Here is a 16,198-nt window from a genome sequence, read left to right on the forward strand (position 1 = left end):
CGGAGAGGGTGGGTCGAAGCTGACGAACGGCGGCAATGCGGCAGAACCTGCAGCTCAGAACAAATCTAAACTACAGGAAACTCAGCCCATTTTGGGAACAACGGCGAGTCGCTCTTGTTGAAATCGGGACTCTTGCAGGGCTGGGAGTCTCACCCTCCGACACATCACAGGAGAAGACAATGTTCTTCCGTCAGCGACAATTGCAGTATCACGCCAAGCCTGAAAGGCCCGATCCGATCTTTGCCAAGCAGCTTCAGGAAGTGCTCGGCGGCCAGTGGGGCGAGATGAGCGTCATGATGACCTATCTCTTCCAGGGTTGGAACTGCCGCGGTCCCGAGAAGTACAAAGACATGATCATGGATATCGGGACGGAGGAGATCGGGCATGTGGAGATGCTTGCGACGATGATCGCGCGTCTGCTCGAGACCTCCCCGGTCGAGCAGCAGGAAGACATGGCGAAGAACTCCGTGATCGGCGCCGTCATGGGTGGCGCCCGGGTCGAGGATGCGATCGTCGCGGGCATGAACCCGCAGCATGTGATCGTTGCCGGATCCGGCTCCCGGCCGACCGACAGCGTCGGCAACTTCTGGACGGCCGGCTTCACGGTCGCGAGCGGCAACCTGCTCGCCGACTTCCGGTTCAACGTCACGGCGGAAAGCCAGGGCCGGCTCCAGGTCTGCCGCCTCTACAACATGACTCAGGACCCCGGCGTGCGCGACATGCTGGCCTTCCTGATCGCTCGCGACACCATGCACCAGAACCAGTGGCTCGCGGCGATCCGTGAACTGGAGGAGGACGGTCTCGAAATGACCCCGGTGCCCTCGAACTTCCCGCAGCATCTCGAGAAGTCCGAAGTCGCCTATCAATTCCTCAACCATTCCGAGGGCACCGAGAGCCAGCAGGGCCGCTGGGCCAAGGGACCGTCTCCGGACGGCAAGGGCACGTTCACCTATGTGGAGCGTCCGCCGGCCTATACCGAGGACGAGGGCATGCTGAATCCGGTCGATCCGCGGACCTACGGCACGCCTCCGGCGCCCGTTCCGCCGACCGCGGCGGAGTGATCCCCGAGCAGGGCGCATTCGCCCTGATGTCGTCATGCCCGGCCGAGTGCCGGGCATTTTCCATTCTGGATGATGTCTCAGACGGCCTGTTTCGAAAGCTCAGTCCATCGCCTCGACGAAGCTGTCGAGCACCATCTTCCGTCCGGCCTTGTCGAACTCGACGGTGAGCTTGTTGCCGTCCACGGCCTCGATGGTGCCGGGGCCGAACTTGGAATGCAGGACGCGCCCGCCGACCTTGAAGCCGGAAGCGGCGCCCGTCGATTTCGCCACCAGTTCGCCTTCGATCATCATCGGCCCGCGTCGGTCGCCGCTGCGGCGAGCGGAATAACCGCCGTCGCCGGTGCCGGAGCGATGCGCCTGGGCGCGCTGCCAGCCGGGGGTCTGATAGGAGGATCCGCTGAAGGGCGCCATGCGGTCGAAGCGGGAGCCCCCGCCGTAGCCGCCGCCATAGGAGAAGTTCGCAGGAGCCTCGACGACCTCCACATTCGCTTCGGGCAGATCGTCGATGAAGCGGCTCGGGACGGTGGAGTTCCACAGGCCGTGGATGCGCCGGTTCGACGCGAAGTAGATCTTCGCCCGCTTTCTGGCGCGGGTGAGGCCCACATGGGCGAGGCGACGCTCTTCCTCGAGGCCGGCGCGGCCGCTCTCGTCGAGGGCGCGCTGGTTGGGAAACAGGCCTTCCTCCCAGCCGGGCAGGAACACGATGTCGAATTCCAGGCCCTTGGCGGCATGGAGCGTCATCAGGCTCACGCGCTCGGTGGTGTCGCTCTCGTTGGCTTCCATCACGAGGGAGACGTGCTCCAGGAAGCTCTGGAGGTCCGGGAAATCCTCCATGGAGCGCACCAGCTCCTTCAGGTTTTCCAGACGCCCGGCCGCATCGGCGGATTTGTCCTTCTGCCACATGTCCGTGTAGCCGGATTCCTCCAGCACGGTCTGCGCCACCTCCGACTGGGTCATGGTCTCGGAGAGCTTCGACCAGCGCCCGAAGGAGATGAGGAGGTCCCGCAGCGTGGCGCGGGGCTTCGGCTTCAGCTCGTCGGTCTCGACGATGAAGCGCGCGGCTTCCACCAAAGGCACGCGGGCTGCACGGGCGTGGTTGTGCAGAACCTGGATCGTGGCGTCGCCCAGGCCCCGCTTCGGCACGTTGACGATGCGCTCGAAGGCGAGATCGTCGGCGGGCTGGTTGACCACGCGGAGATAGGCCAGGGCATCGCGGATTTCCGCCCGCTCGTAGAAGCGCGGGCCGCCGATGACCCGGTAGGGAACGCCGAGCTGGACGAGCCGGTCTTCGATTTCGCGCATCTGGGCCGAGATGCGAACCAGGATCGCGATTTCGGACAGGGAATGCTTCTTGGCGTGGAGGGCCTCGATCTCCTCGCCGATCAGCCGGGCCTCGTCCTCGGAGTCCCAGGCGCCGGTAATCGTCACCTTTTCGCCGGGCTCGTCCTCTGTGCGCAGGGTCTTGCCGAGGCGGCCCTGGTTCTTGGAAATGAGGACCGAGGCGGCCGACAGGATGTGGGCGGTCGAGCGGTAGTTGCGTTCCAGGCGGATCACGGTCGCACCGGGGAAATCGTGCTCGAAGCGCAGGATGTTGTCGACCTCCGCACCGCGCCAGCCATAGATGGACTGGTCGTCGTCGCCGACGCAGCACAGGTTCTTGCGCGCCTGGGCGAGGAGCCGCAGCCAGAGATACTGGGCGACGTTGGTGTCCTGGTACTCGTCCACCAGCATGTAGCGGAAGCGGTTCTGGTACTGCTCCAGCACGTCCGGATGCTCGCGCCACAGGCGCAGGCATTCGAGCAGGAGGTCGCCGAAATCGACGGCGTTCAGAACCTTCAGCCGGTCCTGATAGGCGGTATAGAGCCGGCCGCCCCGGCCATTAGCGAAGGCGCCGGCCTCTCCGTCCGGGATCTGCTGGGGGCCGAGGCCCCGGTTCTTCCAGCCGTCGATCACGGAGGCGAGCTGCCGGGCGGGCCAGCGCTTCTCGTCGATGCCCTCGGCCTCGATCACCTGCTTCATCAGGCGAAGCTGATCGTCCGTTCCCAGGATCGTGAAGTCGGAGCGAAGGCCCACCAGCTCCGCATGGCGGCGCAGGATCTTGGTGCCGATGGAGTGGAAGGTACCGAGCCACTGCATCCCTTCGGCCATGTCGCCGATCACGGCCGCCACGCGCTCGCGCATCTCCCGCGCGGCCTTGTTGGTGAAGGTCACGGCGAGGATCTGGGAGGGATAGGCCTTTTGGGTCGCAATCAGGTGGGCGATGCGGGTGGTGAGCACGCGGGTCTTGCCCGTGCCGGCGCCGGCCAGCACGAGGACAGGCCCTTCCGTGGCCTCCACGGCGGCACGTTGCTCCGGGTTGAGGCCGGACAGGTAAGGGGATTGCGGCGCGACCGCCGCGCGGGCGCGGGCGCTCAGGGAGCCGGATCTGGGCTCGTGCGCGAGGTCGTCCTGGGGCTCGGGTCGTGTGTCAGGCTGATTCATCGGCGCGACCATGGATCAAAAGGCGAACGGCGTCGAGGCCGTAAATGGCGGCGAGCTTGCCGCAGGGCGGAACTTCGTTGAACGGATCGGCGTCGCAAACCATATGATGGCAAGAGAATTCGAAAGGAAACTTGGATGCGCGCTATCCTGACGGCCGCCCTTCTGCTGAGCTTCGCCGTGCCGGCAGCGGCCCAGTCGCGCCTGCCCCGCACCAGTCCGGCGGAGCGGCAGGCGGAGGAGATCAACCGGTCCATCCTGCAGGAGGGGCGCCAGCTCAGGAGGCAGGAGCAGATCCAGATCGACACCAACCAGCTGCGGCAGAGCCTGGACCGCCGCTACAACCTGTCCAACCCGTCGCCTCCGGCGCGGATCGGGACATGCCCTGCGGGTTCGATCGGCTGCTAGTGGCGCGTGCCCGAGACCAGCATCGGTTGCTGGTTGGCCGATCGGGCCGGGATCCCGATCACCCGGCCGAGGGCGGCCGGCCTCGCCAGACGCGCATGGGCCGCCTTCATGACGGCTAGGTTCGCCGCGATGTCGTCCGGGAAGGGGGAAACCTTGCGGGTCTCCATGTCCATGTGCAGGGAGAGCCCTTCCATGGTCGCCGCGACCCACCCTTCGGCCGCGTGGCGGATCTCCAGATAGTAGTGGATGCGCTTCTCGTCGAAATCCACGAGCTGGAGCGTGACGCGGACGTCGTCATGGACCTTGAGCTCGCGCTTGTAGGTCGTGTGGATTTCGGCCGCGAAGAAGGAAGCCTTGCGTTCCTCGAGGTATTCGTGGCCCAGGCCGACCAGGCCGAAGCCTTCCTCCACCGCCCGGTCGAAGAGCACATGGTAATAGGCCATGTTCATGTGCCCGTTATAATCGATCCAAGCCGGGATCACCCGCATCGTCGAGGAGACGAACGGGGCAAAGAAGAAGACTGGGACACGCATCTCCATGGTCAGCGCTCAAGCCTGTTGACGATCACAAGATTACCCGCTCCTTGCCCAAAGGAAACGTTAGCACGCTTCAAAAGATCATGCATGGGCGGTGATCCAAGTTTTTCATGCGGAGTGTCGCCTTTGCAATCCTTTTGCTACGTATGGCATCAGGAACATCATTTTGACCTGAAAGCTTCATGAACGCTCCCCGCACATCCCTCCGTTCGACCCCCTCGGAGGCGGTCATCGCCTCCCTCTCGGAAGAGCTCTTCAGCCGCTTCGGCGACCGTTTCGTCGTCTCCGCCGCGGTGCGCGAGCAGCACGGGCACTCGCTCACCTGGGTGAAGAACCAGCCGCCGGACATCGTGGTGTATCCGCGAACGACGGAGGAGGTGTCGGAAATCGTGAAACTGTGCGCCGCGCGCGAGGTTCCGGTCATCCCGTTCGGCACGGGCACGTCCCTCGAAGGCCATATCAACGCCCCCTACGGCGGCGTCTCCATCGACATGAGCCTGATGAAGAACATCATCGCCGTCCATGAGGAGGACCTGGACTGCGTGGTCGAGGCGGGCGTGACCCGCAAGGAGCTCAACGAGCACCTGCGCGACAAGGGCCTGTTCTTCCCCATCGATCCCGGCGCGGACGCCTCCATCGGCGGCATGGTCGCCACACGGGCTTCCGGCACCAACGCGGTTCGCTACGGGACGATGAAGGACGTGGTCCTCGCCCTTACGGTCGTGCTGCCGGACGGCGAGATCGTGAAGACGTCGAGCCGGGCCAGGAAGAGCTCGGCAGGCTATGACCTGACCCGCCTCCTCATCGGATCGGAGGGGACGCTCGGGGTCGTCACCGAGATCACCCTGAAGCTTCACGGCATTCCGGAGGCGATATCGGCGGGCATCTGCCCGTTCCCGTCGGTCAAGGCGGCCTGCGACGCGGTGATCATGACGATCCAGTCGGGCATTCCGATGGCCCGGATCGAGCTTCTGGACGAGGTCCAGGTGCGGGCGGTCAACCTTCATGCCAAGCTGGCCCTGCCGGACAGCCCCCTTCTTCTCCTGGAGTTCCACGGCACCGATGCCGGCGTTCAGGAGCAGGCCGAGCGCTTCGGCGAGATTGCCGCCGAGTTCGGCGGCGGACCGTTCGAGTGGGCCACCAAGCCCGAGGAGCGGTCGAAGCTCTGGCAGGCCCGTCACGATGCCTACTGGGCGGCCAAGGGTCTCCGGCCAGGAGCCCAGTCGATCGCGACCGATGTGTGCGTGCCGATCTCCCGGCTCGCGGAGTGCGTGGACGAAACGAAGCGCGACATTGTGGAAAATGGCCTGATCGCGCCGATTGTCGGACATGTAGGCGACGGCAATTTCCATGTTCAGCCGCTCGTAAACATCGACGACCCGGCGGAGGTCGCTGCCTGCGAGGCCTTCGTCGACCGGCTGGTGAAGCGCGCCCTGGCCATGGAGGGCACCTGCACGGGCGAGCATGGCGTGGGTCAGAAGAAGATGAAATATCTCGAAATCGAGCACGGACCGGCCGCTCTCGGGCTCATGCGCGTCTTGAAACGGGCCATCGACCCGCACAACATCATGAATCCGGGTAAAATTGTTGCGCTTTGACAGTGGAAGGAAATGTCGTTGCGCTCCCGCTCTCGTTGGTCTTGAGCTAAACACCGTGCCACGAAACGAACAGAAGGCGGCCACTTGCGCGATATCCTGACGATCATCGCCTCTATTGTGATCCTCATCTTGGCGGTCGCCGTCGCGGCGCCGCCTTTTATCGATTGGGAAGCCCACCGGGACACCATCGATGCGATGATCTCGCGCGCATCGGGGACGCAGGCCCGGACGGAAGGGGAGATCAGCATCCGCTTCCTTCCGTCGCCGAAGGTCCGGATCGAGCGCCTGCGCCTCGGCGGCGCGGCAACGGATTCGCCGAGTCTCACGGCCGACCGGATCTGGGCCGAGGTCGCCCTGATGCCGCTCCTGCAAGGCGATGTCCGGGTCACCGAAACCCGGATCGGCCGGGCGGACATCCGCGTCCCGGTTTCGGGGAGCGGGAGCTGGCGCCTGCCGCCCGACCTCGTGTCCGGGAGCGGCAGGGGCCGCGAATGGGCCATCGACAACCTGTTCATCGGCCAGTTCCTCGTCACGACCCAGATGCCGAGCACGGGCCGCACGGATCAGGTCTTTGCGGAGAACGTCCGTATCGAAGGGCAGAAGCTCATCGGCCCCTGGCGTGTGGAGGGCGTGACGGCGGGCGTTCCCTTCCGGCTCGTCACCGGGGAGCTTGCCCCGGACAAGAGCATACAGGTCAAGCTTTCGGGCGGCGGCGACATCTATCCCCGGTTCGATCTGGACGCGAAGGTCGGCCTGGAGGGGCTGAGCGACGGAACGATGGTCCCGGACGTTGCGGGCAAGGCCCGGGTTCTGTTCGGCCCGCCGGCGCAGGTGGCGGCTGCCGGCATCCCGATCCCGATCACCGTCGAAACCGAATTCAAGACCACGCCGGGCGCCGTCGAGCTCAGCCCGGTCAACATCGAGGCGGGCGAGGGCGGCGCGAGCCTGCGCATGACGGGGGAGGGCCGCATCCGGCTCGACGATCCCCGGATCTCCCTCAAGCTCGAAGGGCGCCGGCTCGATGCGGACAGCTTCATCCTGTCCTCGAACGGCCAGGATTTCAAAAGCCGCCTGGCGCAATGGTCGATCCCGTCGGTCGCGGTTCCCATCGATCTGGATCTGAGCATCGACAGCATCGGGCTCGGCCAGGACGATCTGACGAATGCCAATCTGCGCCTATCCCTGGAAAAGGGCCGCGCACGGCTCGATCGCATCGAGTTCACGGCTCCGGGCGAGACCCGCGTCGCCATGGAGGGCGAACTGGGGCTCACCACCCAGGGCGGCATCAACGGCAAGGTCGCCCTGGCCTCGAACCAGTCCGACCGCTTCGCCCGCTATCTCGAGCGGCTGAACATCCGCTCGCCCTTCCTGAAGGTTCTCGACGGGCGCCCCTTCGAGGCGTCCTCCGACATTGCCTTCGCCAATCCGGTGCTCTCTTTCAACCGGCTGCGGGTGAAGACCGGCGATGCCGTGATGACGGGCAATCTGCGCTACACCGCGCCCGAGGCGAATGCCCGCGGCAAGCTGGAGGCCCAGGTCGCCATCCAAAACCTGAACCTGGATCAGCTGCCCCAGGTCTCCAGCATCTTCGATGCGACCGAGAACCTCGATGTCGGCTTCATCCTGGATGCGCGCAATGTCAGCGCGGGCAACCGCCCGGGATCCGGCCGGATCTCCGCCCGCATCCTCTCCGACGGACCGGCCCTCCTGGTCGAATCCCTCGAAATCGTGGACCTTGCCGGGGCCAATGCCCGGGTCAGCGGCCGCATCGCGCCGGACGGCACCGGCCGCATCGCCGGCAAAGTCACCGCCCAGCGGGCCGCCCCGCTGGTCGACCTCCTGGGCAGCGTCTGGGTCGGCGGCATCTCCAAGCTCGTACCGCATTTCCTGCGCGAGGGAGCGCTCGATCTCGACGTGGTGACGGAGCGGGTCGCGCCGGCGGCCGGCGGACCGGAGCTGCGCCTGCAGACGACCGCGCGGGGCACCGCTGCCGGCGGCACCTTCGAAGGTCAGGTCACGTCCGTGGACGGGCGGACCGAAAGCCTCAACGTCACCCTCGCGACGCCGAATACCGGACGGTGGGTCGAAAGGGCCAATCTCAACTCCCTGAACCGTCCCTCGAAGGTGGAGCTGCGCGGGACCCGGGTGGGCTCCGGGGTCTTCAACATCACCGTCGCAGGCGAGATCGGCGGGGTTCTCATCAACACCACCCGTCCCTTCGCCCTGAGCGCAGGCGACGACGTGGTGGACAGCGGCGAGATGGAAATCGCGACCCTGGACATCACGCCCTTCCTGCTTCTCCTCGGCGACGGCGCGGGCGTGAACCCTCCGGTGCCGGTCAAGGCGCGCATCACGCTCGGACGGGCGCGGGACGCGACGCTGCTCGACATTTCCGGGGAAGTCTCGAACAACCCGGTCCAGGCAAAGCTCACCGTGCGGTCCCGCTCCGAGATCGGCGGCGAAGTCTCCGTGGAGCGACTGTCCCTGCCGTGGCTCGTGACGACATTGGCTCTCAACGTCCCTCCCGGCGATCCGAACGCCACCGCTCTCTGGTCCACGGCGCGCTTCGGCCAGAGCGGACGCCTCGTGACCGGCGGTCAGGTGCTCTTCCGGGCCCGGACGCTCGACCTCGGCCGCGGCCTTCAGGGAACGCGGGCGAGCTTCACGCTGGAGGCGATGCCCGACGGCATCTCGATCCGCAACCTCGACGCCATGATCGGCACCGGAACGCTGACCGGCTCGACCACGATCACCCGCCAAGGCGCGCTCGCCACCATCGTCGGCGAAGGCGCCATCCTCGACGTTCCCCTGTCGGCGCTGGTCGGAGCGACGCCGTTCAACGCGGTCCTGTCGGGCTCCCTCAAGTTCGGCACGGCGGCCGAGAGCCTGTCCGGCCTGGTCTCCAGCCTCGGCGGCGCCGGCGATTGGCGCCTGACCAATCTCAAGGTGCCGAATGCGGATCCTTCGGCCTTTGCGCGGGTGCTGCAGCAGGCCCTCGCGGACGAAGATCCGTTGGTGAAGGGCAAGGTGGAGGCCCTCATGGCCGCCGAGCTGGCACGAGGGCCGCTCACGGCCGCCTCGGTAACGACTTCGGCCGCGCTGGTCGGCGGCTCCTTGCGCCTGTCGCCCTTCGTCGTGGACGGCGGTCCCGCCGTCTGGACGGGCGCCGTCGGCTATGACCTGAAGACCCTGGCGCTGGATGCGCGCGGAGCCTTGACGGCCAAGGCCGCGCCGCCCGAATGGACGGGCGCGCCGCCCTCGATAGGTCTGGGCTGGCGCGGCTCTTTGGCCGCGCCGGTCAGGGAGATCGACGCCGATCCGTTCCGCAACGGACTGGCCGCCATCGTGCTTCGGCGCGAACTCGAGAAGATCGAGGCGTTCGAGCGTGCGGCCGCGGAGCGCCAGCGCCAGATCGAGGCCCAGCGGGAGGCGGAGCGCCAGCGGGCGCGGGCGGCGGCCGAGGAGGCCGCCCGACAGGCCCGGCAGCGCGAGGAGGCGGAGCGCGCCCGCATCGAGGCGGAGCGGATCCAATCGCAGCAGCAGAACCAGAATAACGAGGATCAGCCGGCGCCGTTCGCCATGCCGCCGCTCTCTCCGCCCGTCGAACTCGGAGCCCCGCCGGCCGTCCAGGGGGCGCCCGGCGGCTAGCCTCGAGCGGGATCGTCCTTGTCGGAAACAGGTCCGGGCATGTCCCGCAATCTCGCCAGAACGTAGACCCGGATGGCGGATGAGAGGTTCTGTTCGCCGCGCTCGGCGTCGATGCGGCCGATCAGGGCCTGAACGGAGGTGGAGTCGCGCTCCGCGATCTCCCGCAGAGCCTCCCAGAACGGCTCTTCAAGCGAAACGCTCGTGCGGTGGCCCGCAATGGCGACGGAGCGCTTTGCGATGCCCTGGCCCATTCACGACGTCTCGTCGTCGCGCTTGTGTGAGTCGAGCTGGCGTTTCGCCAGCTCCTGCTCGGCCTTGGTCAGCTCCCGTTCGACCTTGGTGCGGCCGAAAGCGATGCGGTTTTCGGCGGCGCGGGCCTCCTTGTCGGCCCGCGCCTTCCGTTTGCGCGCCTGGCGCAGGTTGATGATCTCGGCCATGGCGCCTCGTCTAAGGCTTTACTCGCCCGGAGAAAGCATGGTCTCGGGCCGCACGACGGCGTGGAAGTGATCCTCCGCGACACCGGCCTTGAGGGCCTCTTCCTTCAGGGTCGTGCCGTTCTTGTGCGCCGATTTCGCGATGGCGGCCGCCTTGTCGTAGCCGATGGACGGGGCGAGAGCCGTCACGAGCATGAGGGAACGCTGCATCAGGTCGCCGATGCGCTCGTGGTTGGGTTCGATGCCGACCACGCAGTGATCGGTGAAGCTGATGGCGCCGTCCGCCAGCAGGCGGATCGACTGCAGCACCGCATTGGCGATCACAGGCTTGAACACGTTGAGCTCGAAATGGCCCTGGCTGCCCGCGAAGGTGACCGTGGTCTGATTGCCGGCCACCTGCGCGCACAGCATCGTCATGGCCTCGGCCTGGGTCGGGTTGACCTTGCCGGGCATGATGGAGGAGCCGGGCTCGTTCTCAGGCAAGGAGATCTCGCCGAGACCCGAGCGCGGGCCGGAGCCCATCAGGCGGATGTCGTTGGCGATCTTGAACAGGCCGGCCGAGAGGCTGGCCAGGGCGCCGTGGGTGAAGACGAGCGCGTCGTGCGAGGCGAGCGCCTCGAATTTGTTCGCCGCCGAGGTGAAGGGCAGGGCGGTGAGTTCCACGACCTTCTGGGCGAAGCGGTCCGCGAATTCCGGATGGGCATTGAGGCCGGTGCCGACCGCGGTGCCGCCCTGGGCGAGGGCATAGATGCCGGGGAGCGTCGCCTCGATCCGGGCGATGCCGAGCTGGATCTGCATGGCATAGCCGGAGAATTCCTGGCCGAGCGTGACGGGCGTCGCATCCTGCAGGTGCGTGCGCCCGATCTTGACGATGTCCTTGAAGGCATCGGCCTTCGCTTCCAACGCCTTGTGCAGGTGCCGGAGGGCGGGCAGCAGCCGGTCGTTGACCTCCCGCGCGACCGCAATGTGCATGGCGGTCGGGAAGCTGTCGTTCGAGGACTGGCCCATATTCACGTGGTCGTTGGGGTGAACGGGCTTCTTGCTGCCGCGCTCGCCGCCAAGGCGCTCGATGGCGAGGTTCGACAGAACCTCGTTCATGTTCATGTTGGACTGGGTGCCCGAGCCCGTCTGGTAGATCACCAGGGGAAACTCGTCGTCGTGCTTGCCCTGAACCACATCGGCCGCAGCATCCGCGATGGCATCGGCCAGGCGGGGATCGAGCTTGCCGAGATCCTTGTTCACCAGGGCCGCGGCCTGCTTCACGATGGCCAGAGCATGGACCAGGGGAAGGGGCATGCGGTCGGCGCCGATGCGGAAATTCTGGATCGAACGCTGCGTCTGGGCACCCCAGAGCTTGTCGGCGGGAACTTCGATGGGGCCGAAGGTATCTGTTTCGATACGGGTAGCGGGCGACATCCTGACCTCTTTCGATGGAGTTTCGTGTTCTTATCTCAAAGTTGTGCGCCCGCAACAGCGAACCAGCATGGAGGCCTTGCAAAATCCGATGACCGGAACCCTCGAAGTGCCTCTTTTCCGCCCGCCGGCGCCGACGCCGCTCTCCGAGCCGCCCGGCCTCCTGTCCTTCCTGCTGGCCCTGCGCCGCAATCCGCTCACCACCTGGACCGAACGGCATTTCGAAGAGCCGGTCCTGTCCGGAGAGGGTGTCCTGGGCCGCATCACGGTGGTGAACGACCCCGCCGTCATTCGCCACATCCTCCTGGATAACGCAGCCAACTACCGAAAAGACGATCTCCAGTTGCGGGTTTTGGCTCCGGGCCTCGGCCGCGGGCTCCTCACGGCGGAAGGGGAGGAGTGGAAGCTCCAGCGCCGCACCATCTCGCCCCTGTTCACGCCGCGCACCGTGGGCAGCTTCTTCCCCGCCATGGTCGGATCGGCCGAGCGGCTCATCCGGCGCTGGCTGCGGCGGCCCGACGGCAGAATCGTCGACGCCTCCGTCGAGATGACCCGCGTGACCCTGGACGTGCTGGAGCGGACGATCTTCACCCAGGGCGTCGCCCGCGATCCCGATGCCCTCGGACGCGCCATCACGCGCTACTTCGAAGGACTGGGGCGGGTCGATCCCGTGGACATCTTCGGGCTTCCCGCCTGGATTCCCCGTGTCGGGCGCTGGCGGGCAAAGCCTGCCATCCGCTTCTTCGAGGAACTGGTCGGGGAGCTGATCGAAGGAAGACGGGCGCTGCTCGCCCGGGGCGATCCGGCACCGCGGGACCTGCTGACGCTTCTCCTGGAGGCGGCGGATCCGGAGACCGGCAAGGGGTTGAGCGATATCGAGCTGCGCGCCAACATCGTCACCTTCATCGGCGCCGGGCACGAGACCACCGCCAATGCCCTGTCATGGTCGCTCTATCTGCTGTCCCAGGACGAGCGGGCCCGCAGCCGGATCGAGCAGGAGGTGGACGAGGTCCTGGGGGAGGGGCCCTTCGAACCGCACCATCTGGAAGGGCTGGTCTATACCCGCGCGGTTCTCGACGAGGCGATGCGCCTCTACCCTCCCGCGCCGTTCCTGAGCCGCGCGGCCGTCGAGGACGACCAGATCGGGGATCTGCATATTCCTGCCGGATCCATCGTGACGGTCGCGCCCTACGTCCTCCACCGGCACCGAACCTTGTGGGACCACCCCGACGCCTTCCGCCCCGAGCGCTTCCTGCCGGAGGAGCGCGGACGCATCGACCGTTTCGCCTATCTTCCCTTCGGGGCGGGTCCCCGGGTCTGCATCGGCGCGAGCTTTTCGTTGCAGGAGGCGGTGATCGTGCTGGCGAGCATCGTCCGAGCCGTCAGGCTCGATCTCGTGGAGGGCCACGAGGTGGTGCCGCTGCACCGAATCACCCTCAGGCCGCGCGACGGCCTGCCGATGCGCCTGACGAGGCGCAAAGGCTGACATGCCGGAACGGCGGGAGCGGTCGGTCGGAAGGGATCAGCTCTTCTTCCGGAAGGCGTCGAGGCTGACCACTTCGGCGCTGCCGGTCTGGCCGGGCTCGGTCGCTTCCTTCTGAGCCTCGCCAGTCTGCCCCTGTGCCGCAGGCTGCTCCTGCGGGGCGCCCGGTTCAGGCTTGTCGGCGGCGGGCTTCTTCTCGGCCGCAGGCTTGCGAGGCTGCTTGAGTTCGACGGGAGGCGAGTCGCTGCTGCGGGCCGGCACCGGAGCGGGCGGGGCCTCCACGATTTCCTCCTCCTCGTCGTCCGGGCTGTCGAATTTCAATCCGAACTGGACCGAGGGATCGAAGAAGCCCGTGAGAGAATCGAACGGGACGAGCAGGCGCTCGGGAACGCCGGAAAACGACAACCCGATCTCGAAGGCATGTTCGGTCACCCCGAGATCCCAGAACTGGTGCTGGAGGACGATCGTCATCTCCTGCGGATACTTTTCGCGCAGGCGGTTCGACAGGCGCACGCCGGGGAAGTCGGTGCGGAAAGAGATGTAGAAGTGATGCTCGCCCGGAAGGCCGTCCTTCGCGGTATCGACCAAAACCTTGCGCACGACGCCCCGGAGGGCGTCCTGAACCAGGAGATCGTAACGGATCAGGTCTTTGACGGCCATATGAAAGCCCTTGAAAAAAGAAAAATGGAGACTTCTGTCGCCAGAGGCCTCCGAACCCGCCCGGCAGTCAACTGCCAGGGTCTTGATCCGGTTTCAAGCCCTGCCGAGGCAGGTCCCGACGCCGGAGCAGCATGGACATTTCCAGCCTTGCGGCCGGCCGCGACAGTATAGGAAAGGCCGACGGAATTTGAAAGACCGGGGACAAGTTCGCGAAACAGCGATATTGCCTCTCGGAACGGGAGTGCCCACCACATTATGATGGGGCGAGGAGCCTGTCATGCAAGCCTATCACGATCTGTTACGCCGCATCTTGGACGAAGGCGTCCGCAAGGACGACCGGACGGGAACCGGGACGATCTCCGTCTTCGGCCATCAGATGCGTTTCGATCTGAGCGAGGGCTTTCCTCTCGTCACCACCAAGAAGCTGCATCTGAGATCGATCGTTCACGAGCTTCTCTGGTTCCTGAAGGGCGATACGAATATCGGATACCTGAAGGAGAACGGCGTCTCGATCTGGGACGAATGGGCCGACGAGAACGGCGACCTCGGGCCGGTCTACGGCAAGCAGTGGCGCTCCTGGGCGAAGCCCGACGGCGGCACGGTCGACCAGATCCAGTGGGTGCTCGACGAGATCCGCCGCAATCCGGATTCCCGGCGCCTGATCGTCTCCGCCTGGAACCCGGCCGATCTCGACAAGATGGCCCTCGCACCCTGCCACTGCCTGTTCCAATTCTACGTGGCCGAGGGACGCCTGTCCTGCCAGCTCTATCAACGCTCGGCGGATGTGTTCCTCGGCGTGCCGTTCAACATCGCGTCCTATGCGCTGCTCACGCACATGATGGCCCAGGCCTCCGGGCTGCAGCCCGGCGACTTCGTCCATTCCTTCGGCGACGCCCATCTCTACCTGAACCACCTGGAGCAGGCCCGCCTGCAACTGTCCCGAGATCCGCGGCCGCTGCCGAAGCTGCGGCTCAACCCGACCGTGCGCTCCCTCTTCGACTTCACCTTCGAGGACATCGCAATCGAGGATTACGACCCGCATCCGGCCATCAAGGCTCCCGTCGCGGTCTAGGCTTCCATGAACAGGCGCGAGGCCATCGAGAGTGCCGTCCGAATCCTCGCGCCGCGCATCCCGCGGCACGAATTCGAGGCGGTGACGGATCATGCCCTCGGCAGCAGGGGGCTCCACACGGCGTCGCCGGAGGCGGCGGCCTGGCTCTCCCTCGTCGCCTATATCCGTCACCGCTTCACGGATTACGACAGTCTGCTGGACGAAGGCTACGATGTGGAGAGCGCCCGTTACTTCGTGCTCGACGACATGAACGGGATTCTCGAAGGATGGGGATCGCCCCGCCGCGTGCAGGCGGAGGACGAGGCCGATTAGGGCTCGACAGAACGCCCAAGCTTGGGCACAAACTCTTCATGTCTCTCATCATCCGCAAGGCCGAATCCCGGGACGCCTCCCAAGTGTTCGCATTCATCCGCGAGCTTGCCGAGTACGAACGGCTGGCCCACGAGGTCGATGCAACGGAGGAGGGCATCGCGAAAGCTCTTTTCGCGCCCGAACCGCGCGTGTTCGCGGACATTGCGGAATGGGACGGCAAGCCGGCGGGCTTCGCCCTGTGGTTCTACAATTTCTCCACCTTCCGCGGCCGTCACGGCATCTACCTCGAGGATCTCTTCGTCCGGCCCGACTTCCGGTCGAAGGGGATCGGCAAGGCCCTCCTGCGCCACCTGGCGCAGCGGTGCCTCGCGGAGGGACTGGCGCGGCTCGAATGGTGGGTGCTCGACTGGAACGAGCCGGCCCTGCGCTTCTACCGGTCCATCGGAGCCGTGCCCATGGACGAGTGGACGGTGCAGCGCGTGACCGGCGACCAGCTCCTCAATCTCGCGGAGGCGTCGTGACCGCACCCCTCATCATCGTCGTTGCCGTCGCCGAGAACGGAGTCATCGGGCGGGACAACCAGCTCCTCTGGCGGCTCAGGACGGACCTGCGGCGTTTTCGCGAGCTCACCTGGGGCAAGCCGATGATTATGGGACGCAAGACGTTCCAATCGCTGGGCAAGCCGCTGCCGGGACGGGAGTCCATCGTTCTGACCCGGGATCCGGCCTTCTCCGCGGAGGGCGTCCATGTGGCCCGGTCCTGGGATGAGGCCGTCGCGTTGGGCTCCTCCGTCGCGCAGGCCATGGGCGCGGAGGAGGTGGCCGTGGCGGGCGGAGCGGAAATCTACGCTCTCGCGCTGCCGCATGTGCAGAAAATCTACCTCACCGAAGTTCACGCCTCTCCGGAGGGCGATACGATCTTCCCGGATTTCGACAGGTCACGCTTCCGTGAAGTGCGACGTAGTGAACATCGAAAAGGGGCCGACGACGAGCATTCGTTTACCTTCATCGACCTGGAACGTCGCACTTAAGGCCTTGAAGAGTTGACGAAAGCCCCGACAATCACCAAGTCGCAGCCTTGACAGGCGGGAGAAAC

15 protein-coding genes are annotated in these 16,198 nt (G+C 66.0%); 9 read left to right on the top strand and 6 right to left on the bottom strand.

The window, feature by feature from the left end:
• The first annotated feature begins 179 nt into the window (after nucleotides 1–179).
• Complete coding sequence (locus ACFOYU_RS09755; RefSeq protein ID WP_377033356.1) at nucleotides 180–1,061, top strand: manganese catalase family protein; 882 nt, start codon at nucleotides 180–182, stop codon at nucleotides 1,059–1,061.
• Nucleotides 1,062–1,160: 99 nt separating this feature from the next.
• Here the strand turns inward: ACFOYU_RS09755 and ACFOYU_RS09760 are convergent, their stop codons facing one another.
• Nucleotides 1,161–3,542 carry an ATP-dependent helicase gene (locus ACFOYU_RS09760; protein WP_377033357.1) on the bottom strand — a complete coding sequence of 794 codons (2,382 nt, stop codon included), beginning with the start codon at nucleotides 3,540–3,542 and terminating at the stop codon, nucleotides 1,161–1,163.
• A 135-nt stretch (nucleotides 3,543–3,677) separates the two neighbouring features.
• On the opposite strand from ACFOYU_RS09760, the gene ACFOYU_RS09765 reads away from it, so the two are divergent.
• Nucleotides 3,678–3,947 (top strand): hypothetical protein, encoded by a 270-nt coding sequence (locus tag ACFOYU_RS09765; protein ID WP_226742178.1) that lies wholly within the window; start codon nucleotides 3,678–3,680, stop codon nucleotides 3,945–3,947.
• Here the strand turns inward: ACFOYU_RS09765 and ACFOYU_RS09770 are convergent.
• A complete protein-coding gene (locus tag ACFOYU_RS09770; RefSeq protein ID WP_226742179.1) occupies nucleotides 3,944–4,486 on the bottom strand; it encodes a thioesterase family protein in 543 nt (180 codons plus the stop codon). The two genes, ACFOYU_RS09765 and ACFOYU_RS09770, sit on opposite strands and share 4 nt — an antisense overlap.
• 179 nt (nucleotides 4,487–4,665) lie before the next feature.
• Between ACFOYU_RS09770 and ACFOYU_RS09775 the strand changes: the two genes are divergently transcribed.
• Nucleotides 4,666–6,081 (top strand): FAD-binding oxidoreductase, encoded by a 1,416-nt coding sequence (locus tag ACFOYU_RS09775; protein ID WP_377033358.1) that lies wholly within the window; start codon nucleotides 4,666–4,668, stop codon nucleotides 6,079–6,081.
• A gap of 84 nt (nucleotides 6,082–6,165) precedes the next feature.
• The gene (locus ACFOYU_RS09780; RefSeq protein WP_377033359.1) at nucleotides 6,166–9,729 is read left to right on the top strand and encodes an AsmA family protein; all 3,564 of its coding nucleotides are present in this window, start codon (nucleotides 6,166–6,168) and stop codon (nucleotides 9,727–9,729) included.
• On the opposite strand, the gene ACFOYU_RS09785 is transcribed toward ACFOYU_RS09780, so the two are convergent.
• Genes ACFOYU_RS09785 through fumC form a run of 3 tightly spaced genes read right to left on the bottom strand, consistent with a single transcriptional unit; the run spans nucleotide 9,726 to nucleotide 11,579 of the window.
• Nucleotides 9,726–9,980, bottom strand: a complete 255-nt coding sequence (locus ACFOYU_RS09785) for a ribbon-helix-helix domain-containing protein (RefSeq protein ID WP_226742182.1) — start codon at nucleotides 9,978–9,980, stop codon at nucleotides 9,726–9,728. The genes ACFOYU_RS09780 and ACFOYU_RS09785 overlap by 4 nt on opposite strands.
• Entirely contained in the window at nucleotides 9,981–10,166 is a 186-nt protein-coding gene (locus tag ACFOYU_RS09790; protein ID WP_226742183.1) for a DUF4169 family protein, read from the bottom strand.
• A gap of 18 nt (nucleotides 10,167–10,184) precedes the next feature.
• Nucleotides 10,185–11,579 (bottom strand): class II fumarate hydratase, encoded by a 1,395-nt coding sequence (gene fumC / locus ACFOYU_RS09795; RefSeq protein WP_377033360.1) that lies wholly within the window; start codon nucleotides 11,577–11,579, stop codon nucleotides 10,185–10,187.
• A gap of 88 nt (nucleotides 11,580–11,667) precedes the next feature.
• On the opposite strand from fumC, the gene ACFOYU_RS09800 reads away from it, so the two are divergent.
• Nucleotides 11,668–13,062, top strand: a complete 1,395-nt coding sequence (locus ACFOYU_RS09800) for a cytochrome P450 (RefSeq protein WP_377033361.1) — start codon at nucleotides 11,668–11,670, stop codon at nucleotides 13,060–13,062.
• 36 nt (nucleotides 13,063–13,098) lie between these two features.
• Here the strand turns inward: ACFOYU_RS09800 and ACFOYU_RS09805 are convergent, their stop codons facing one another.
• Nucleotides 13,099–13,719 carry an SspB family protein gene (locus ACFOYU_RS09805; RefSeq protein ID WP_226742186.1) on the bottom strand — a complete coding sequence of 207 codons (621 nt, stop codon included), beginning with the start codon at nucleotides 13,717–13,719 and terminating at the stop codon, nucleotides 13,099–13,101.
• 277 nt (nucleotides 13,720–13,996) lie between these two features.
• On the opposite strand from ACFOYU_RS09805, the gene ACFOYU_RS09810 reads away from it, so the two are divergent.
• Genes ACFOYU_RS09810 through ACFOYU_RS09825 form a run of 4 tightly spaced genes read left to right on the top strand, consistent with a single transcriptional unit; the run spans nucleotide 13,997 to nucleotide 16,133 of the window.
• Entirely contained in the window at nucleotides 13,997–14,791 is a 795-nt protein-coding gene (locus ACFOYU_RS09810) for a thymidylate synthase (protein WP_226742187.1), read from the top strand.
• 6 nt (nucleotides 14,792–14,797) lie between these two features.
• Nucleotides 14,798–15,103, top strand: coding sequence for a DUF2293 domain-containing protein (locus tag ACFOYU_RS09815; RefSeq protein WP_377033362.1), 306 nt, complete (start codon nucleotides 14,798–14,800; stop codon nucleotides 15,101–15,103).
• 38 nt (nucleotides 15,104–15,141) lie between these two features.
• Nucleotides 15,142–15,624 (top strand): GNAT family N-acetyltransferase, encoded by a 483-nt coding sequence (locus ACFOYU_RS09820; protein ID WP_377033363.1) that lies wholly within the window; start codon nucleotides 15,142–15,144, stop codon nucleotides 15,622–15,624.
• The gene (locus ACFOYU_RS09825; RefSeq protein ID WP_226742190.1) at nucleotides 15,621–16,133 is read left to right on the top strand and encodes a dihydrofolate reductase; all 513 of its coding nucleotides are present in this window, start codon (nucleotides 15,621–15,623) and stop codon (nucleotides 16,131–16,133) included. Before ACFOYU_RS09820 ends, ACFOYU_RS09825 begins: the two co-directional genes overlap by 4 nt.
• Nucleotides 16,134–16,198 lie beyond the last annotated feature (65 nt).

The organism is Microvirga sp. GCM10011540 (assembly GCF_042650665.1).
GTDB lineage: Bacteria > Pseudomonadota > Alphaproteobacteria > Rhizobiales > Beijerinckiaceae > Microvirga > Microvirga lenta.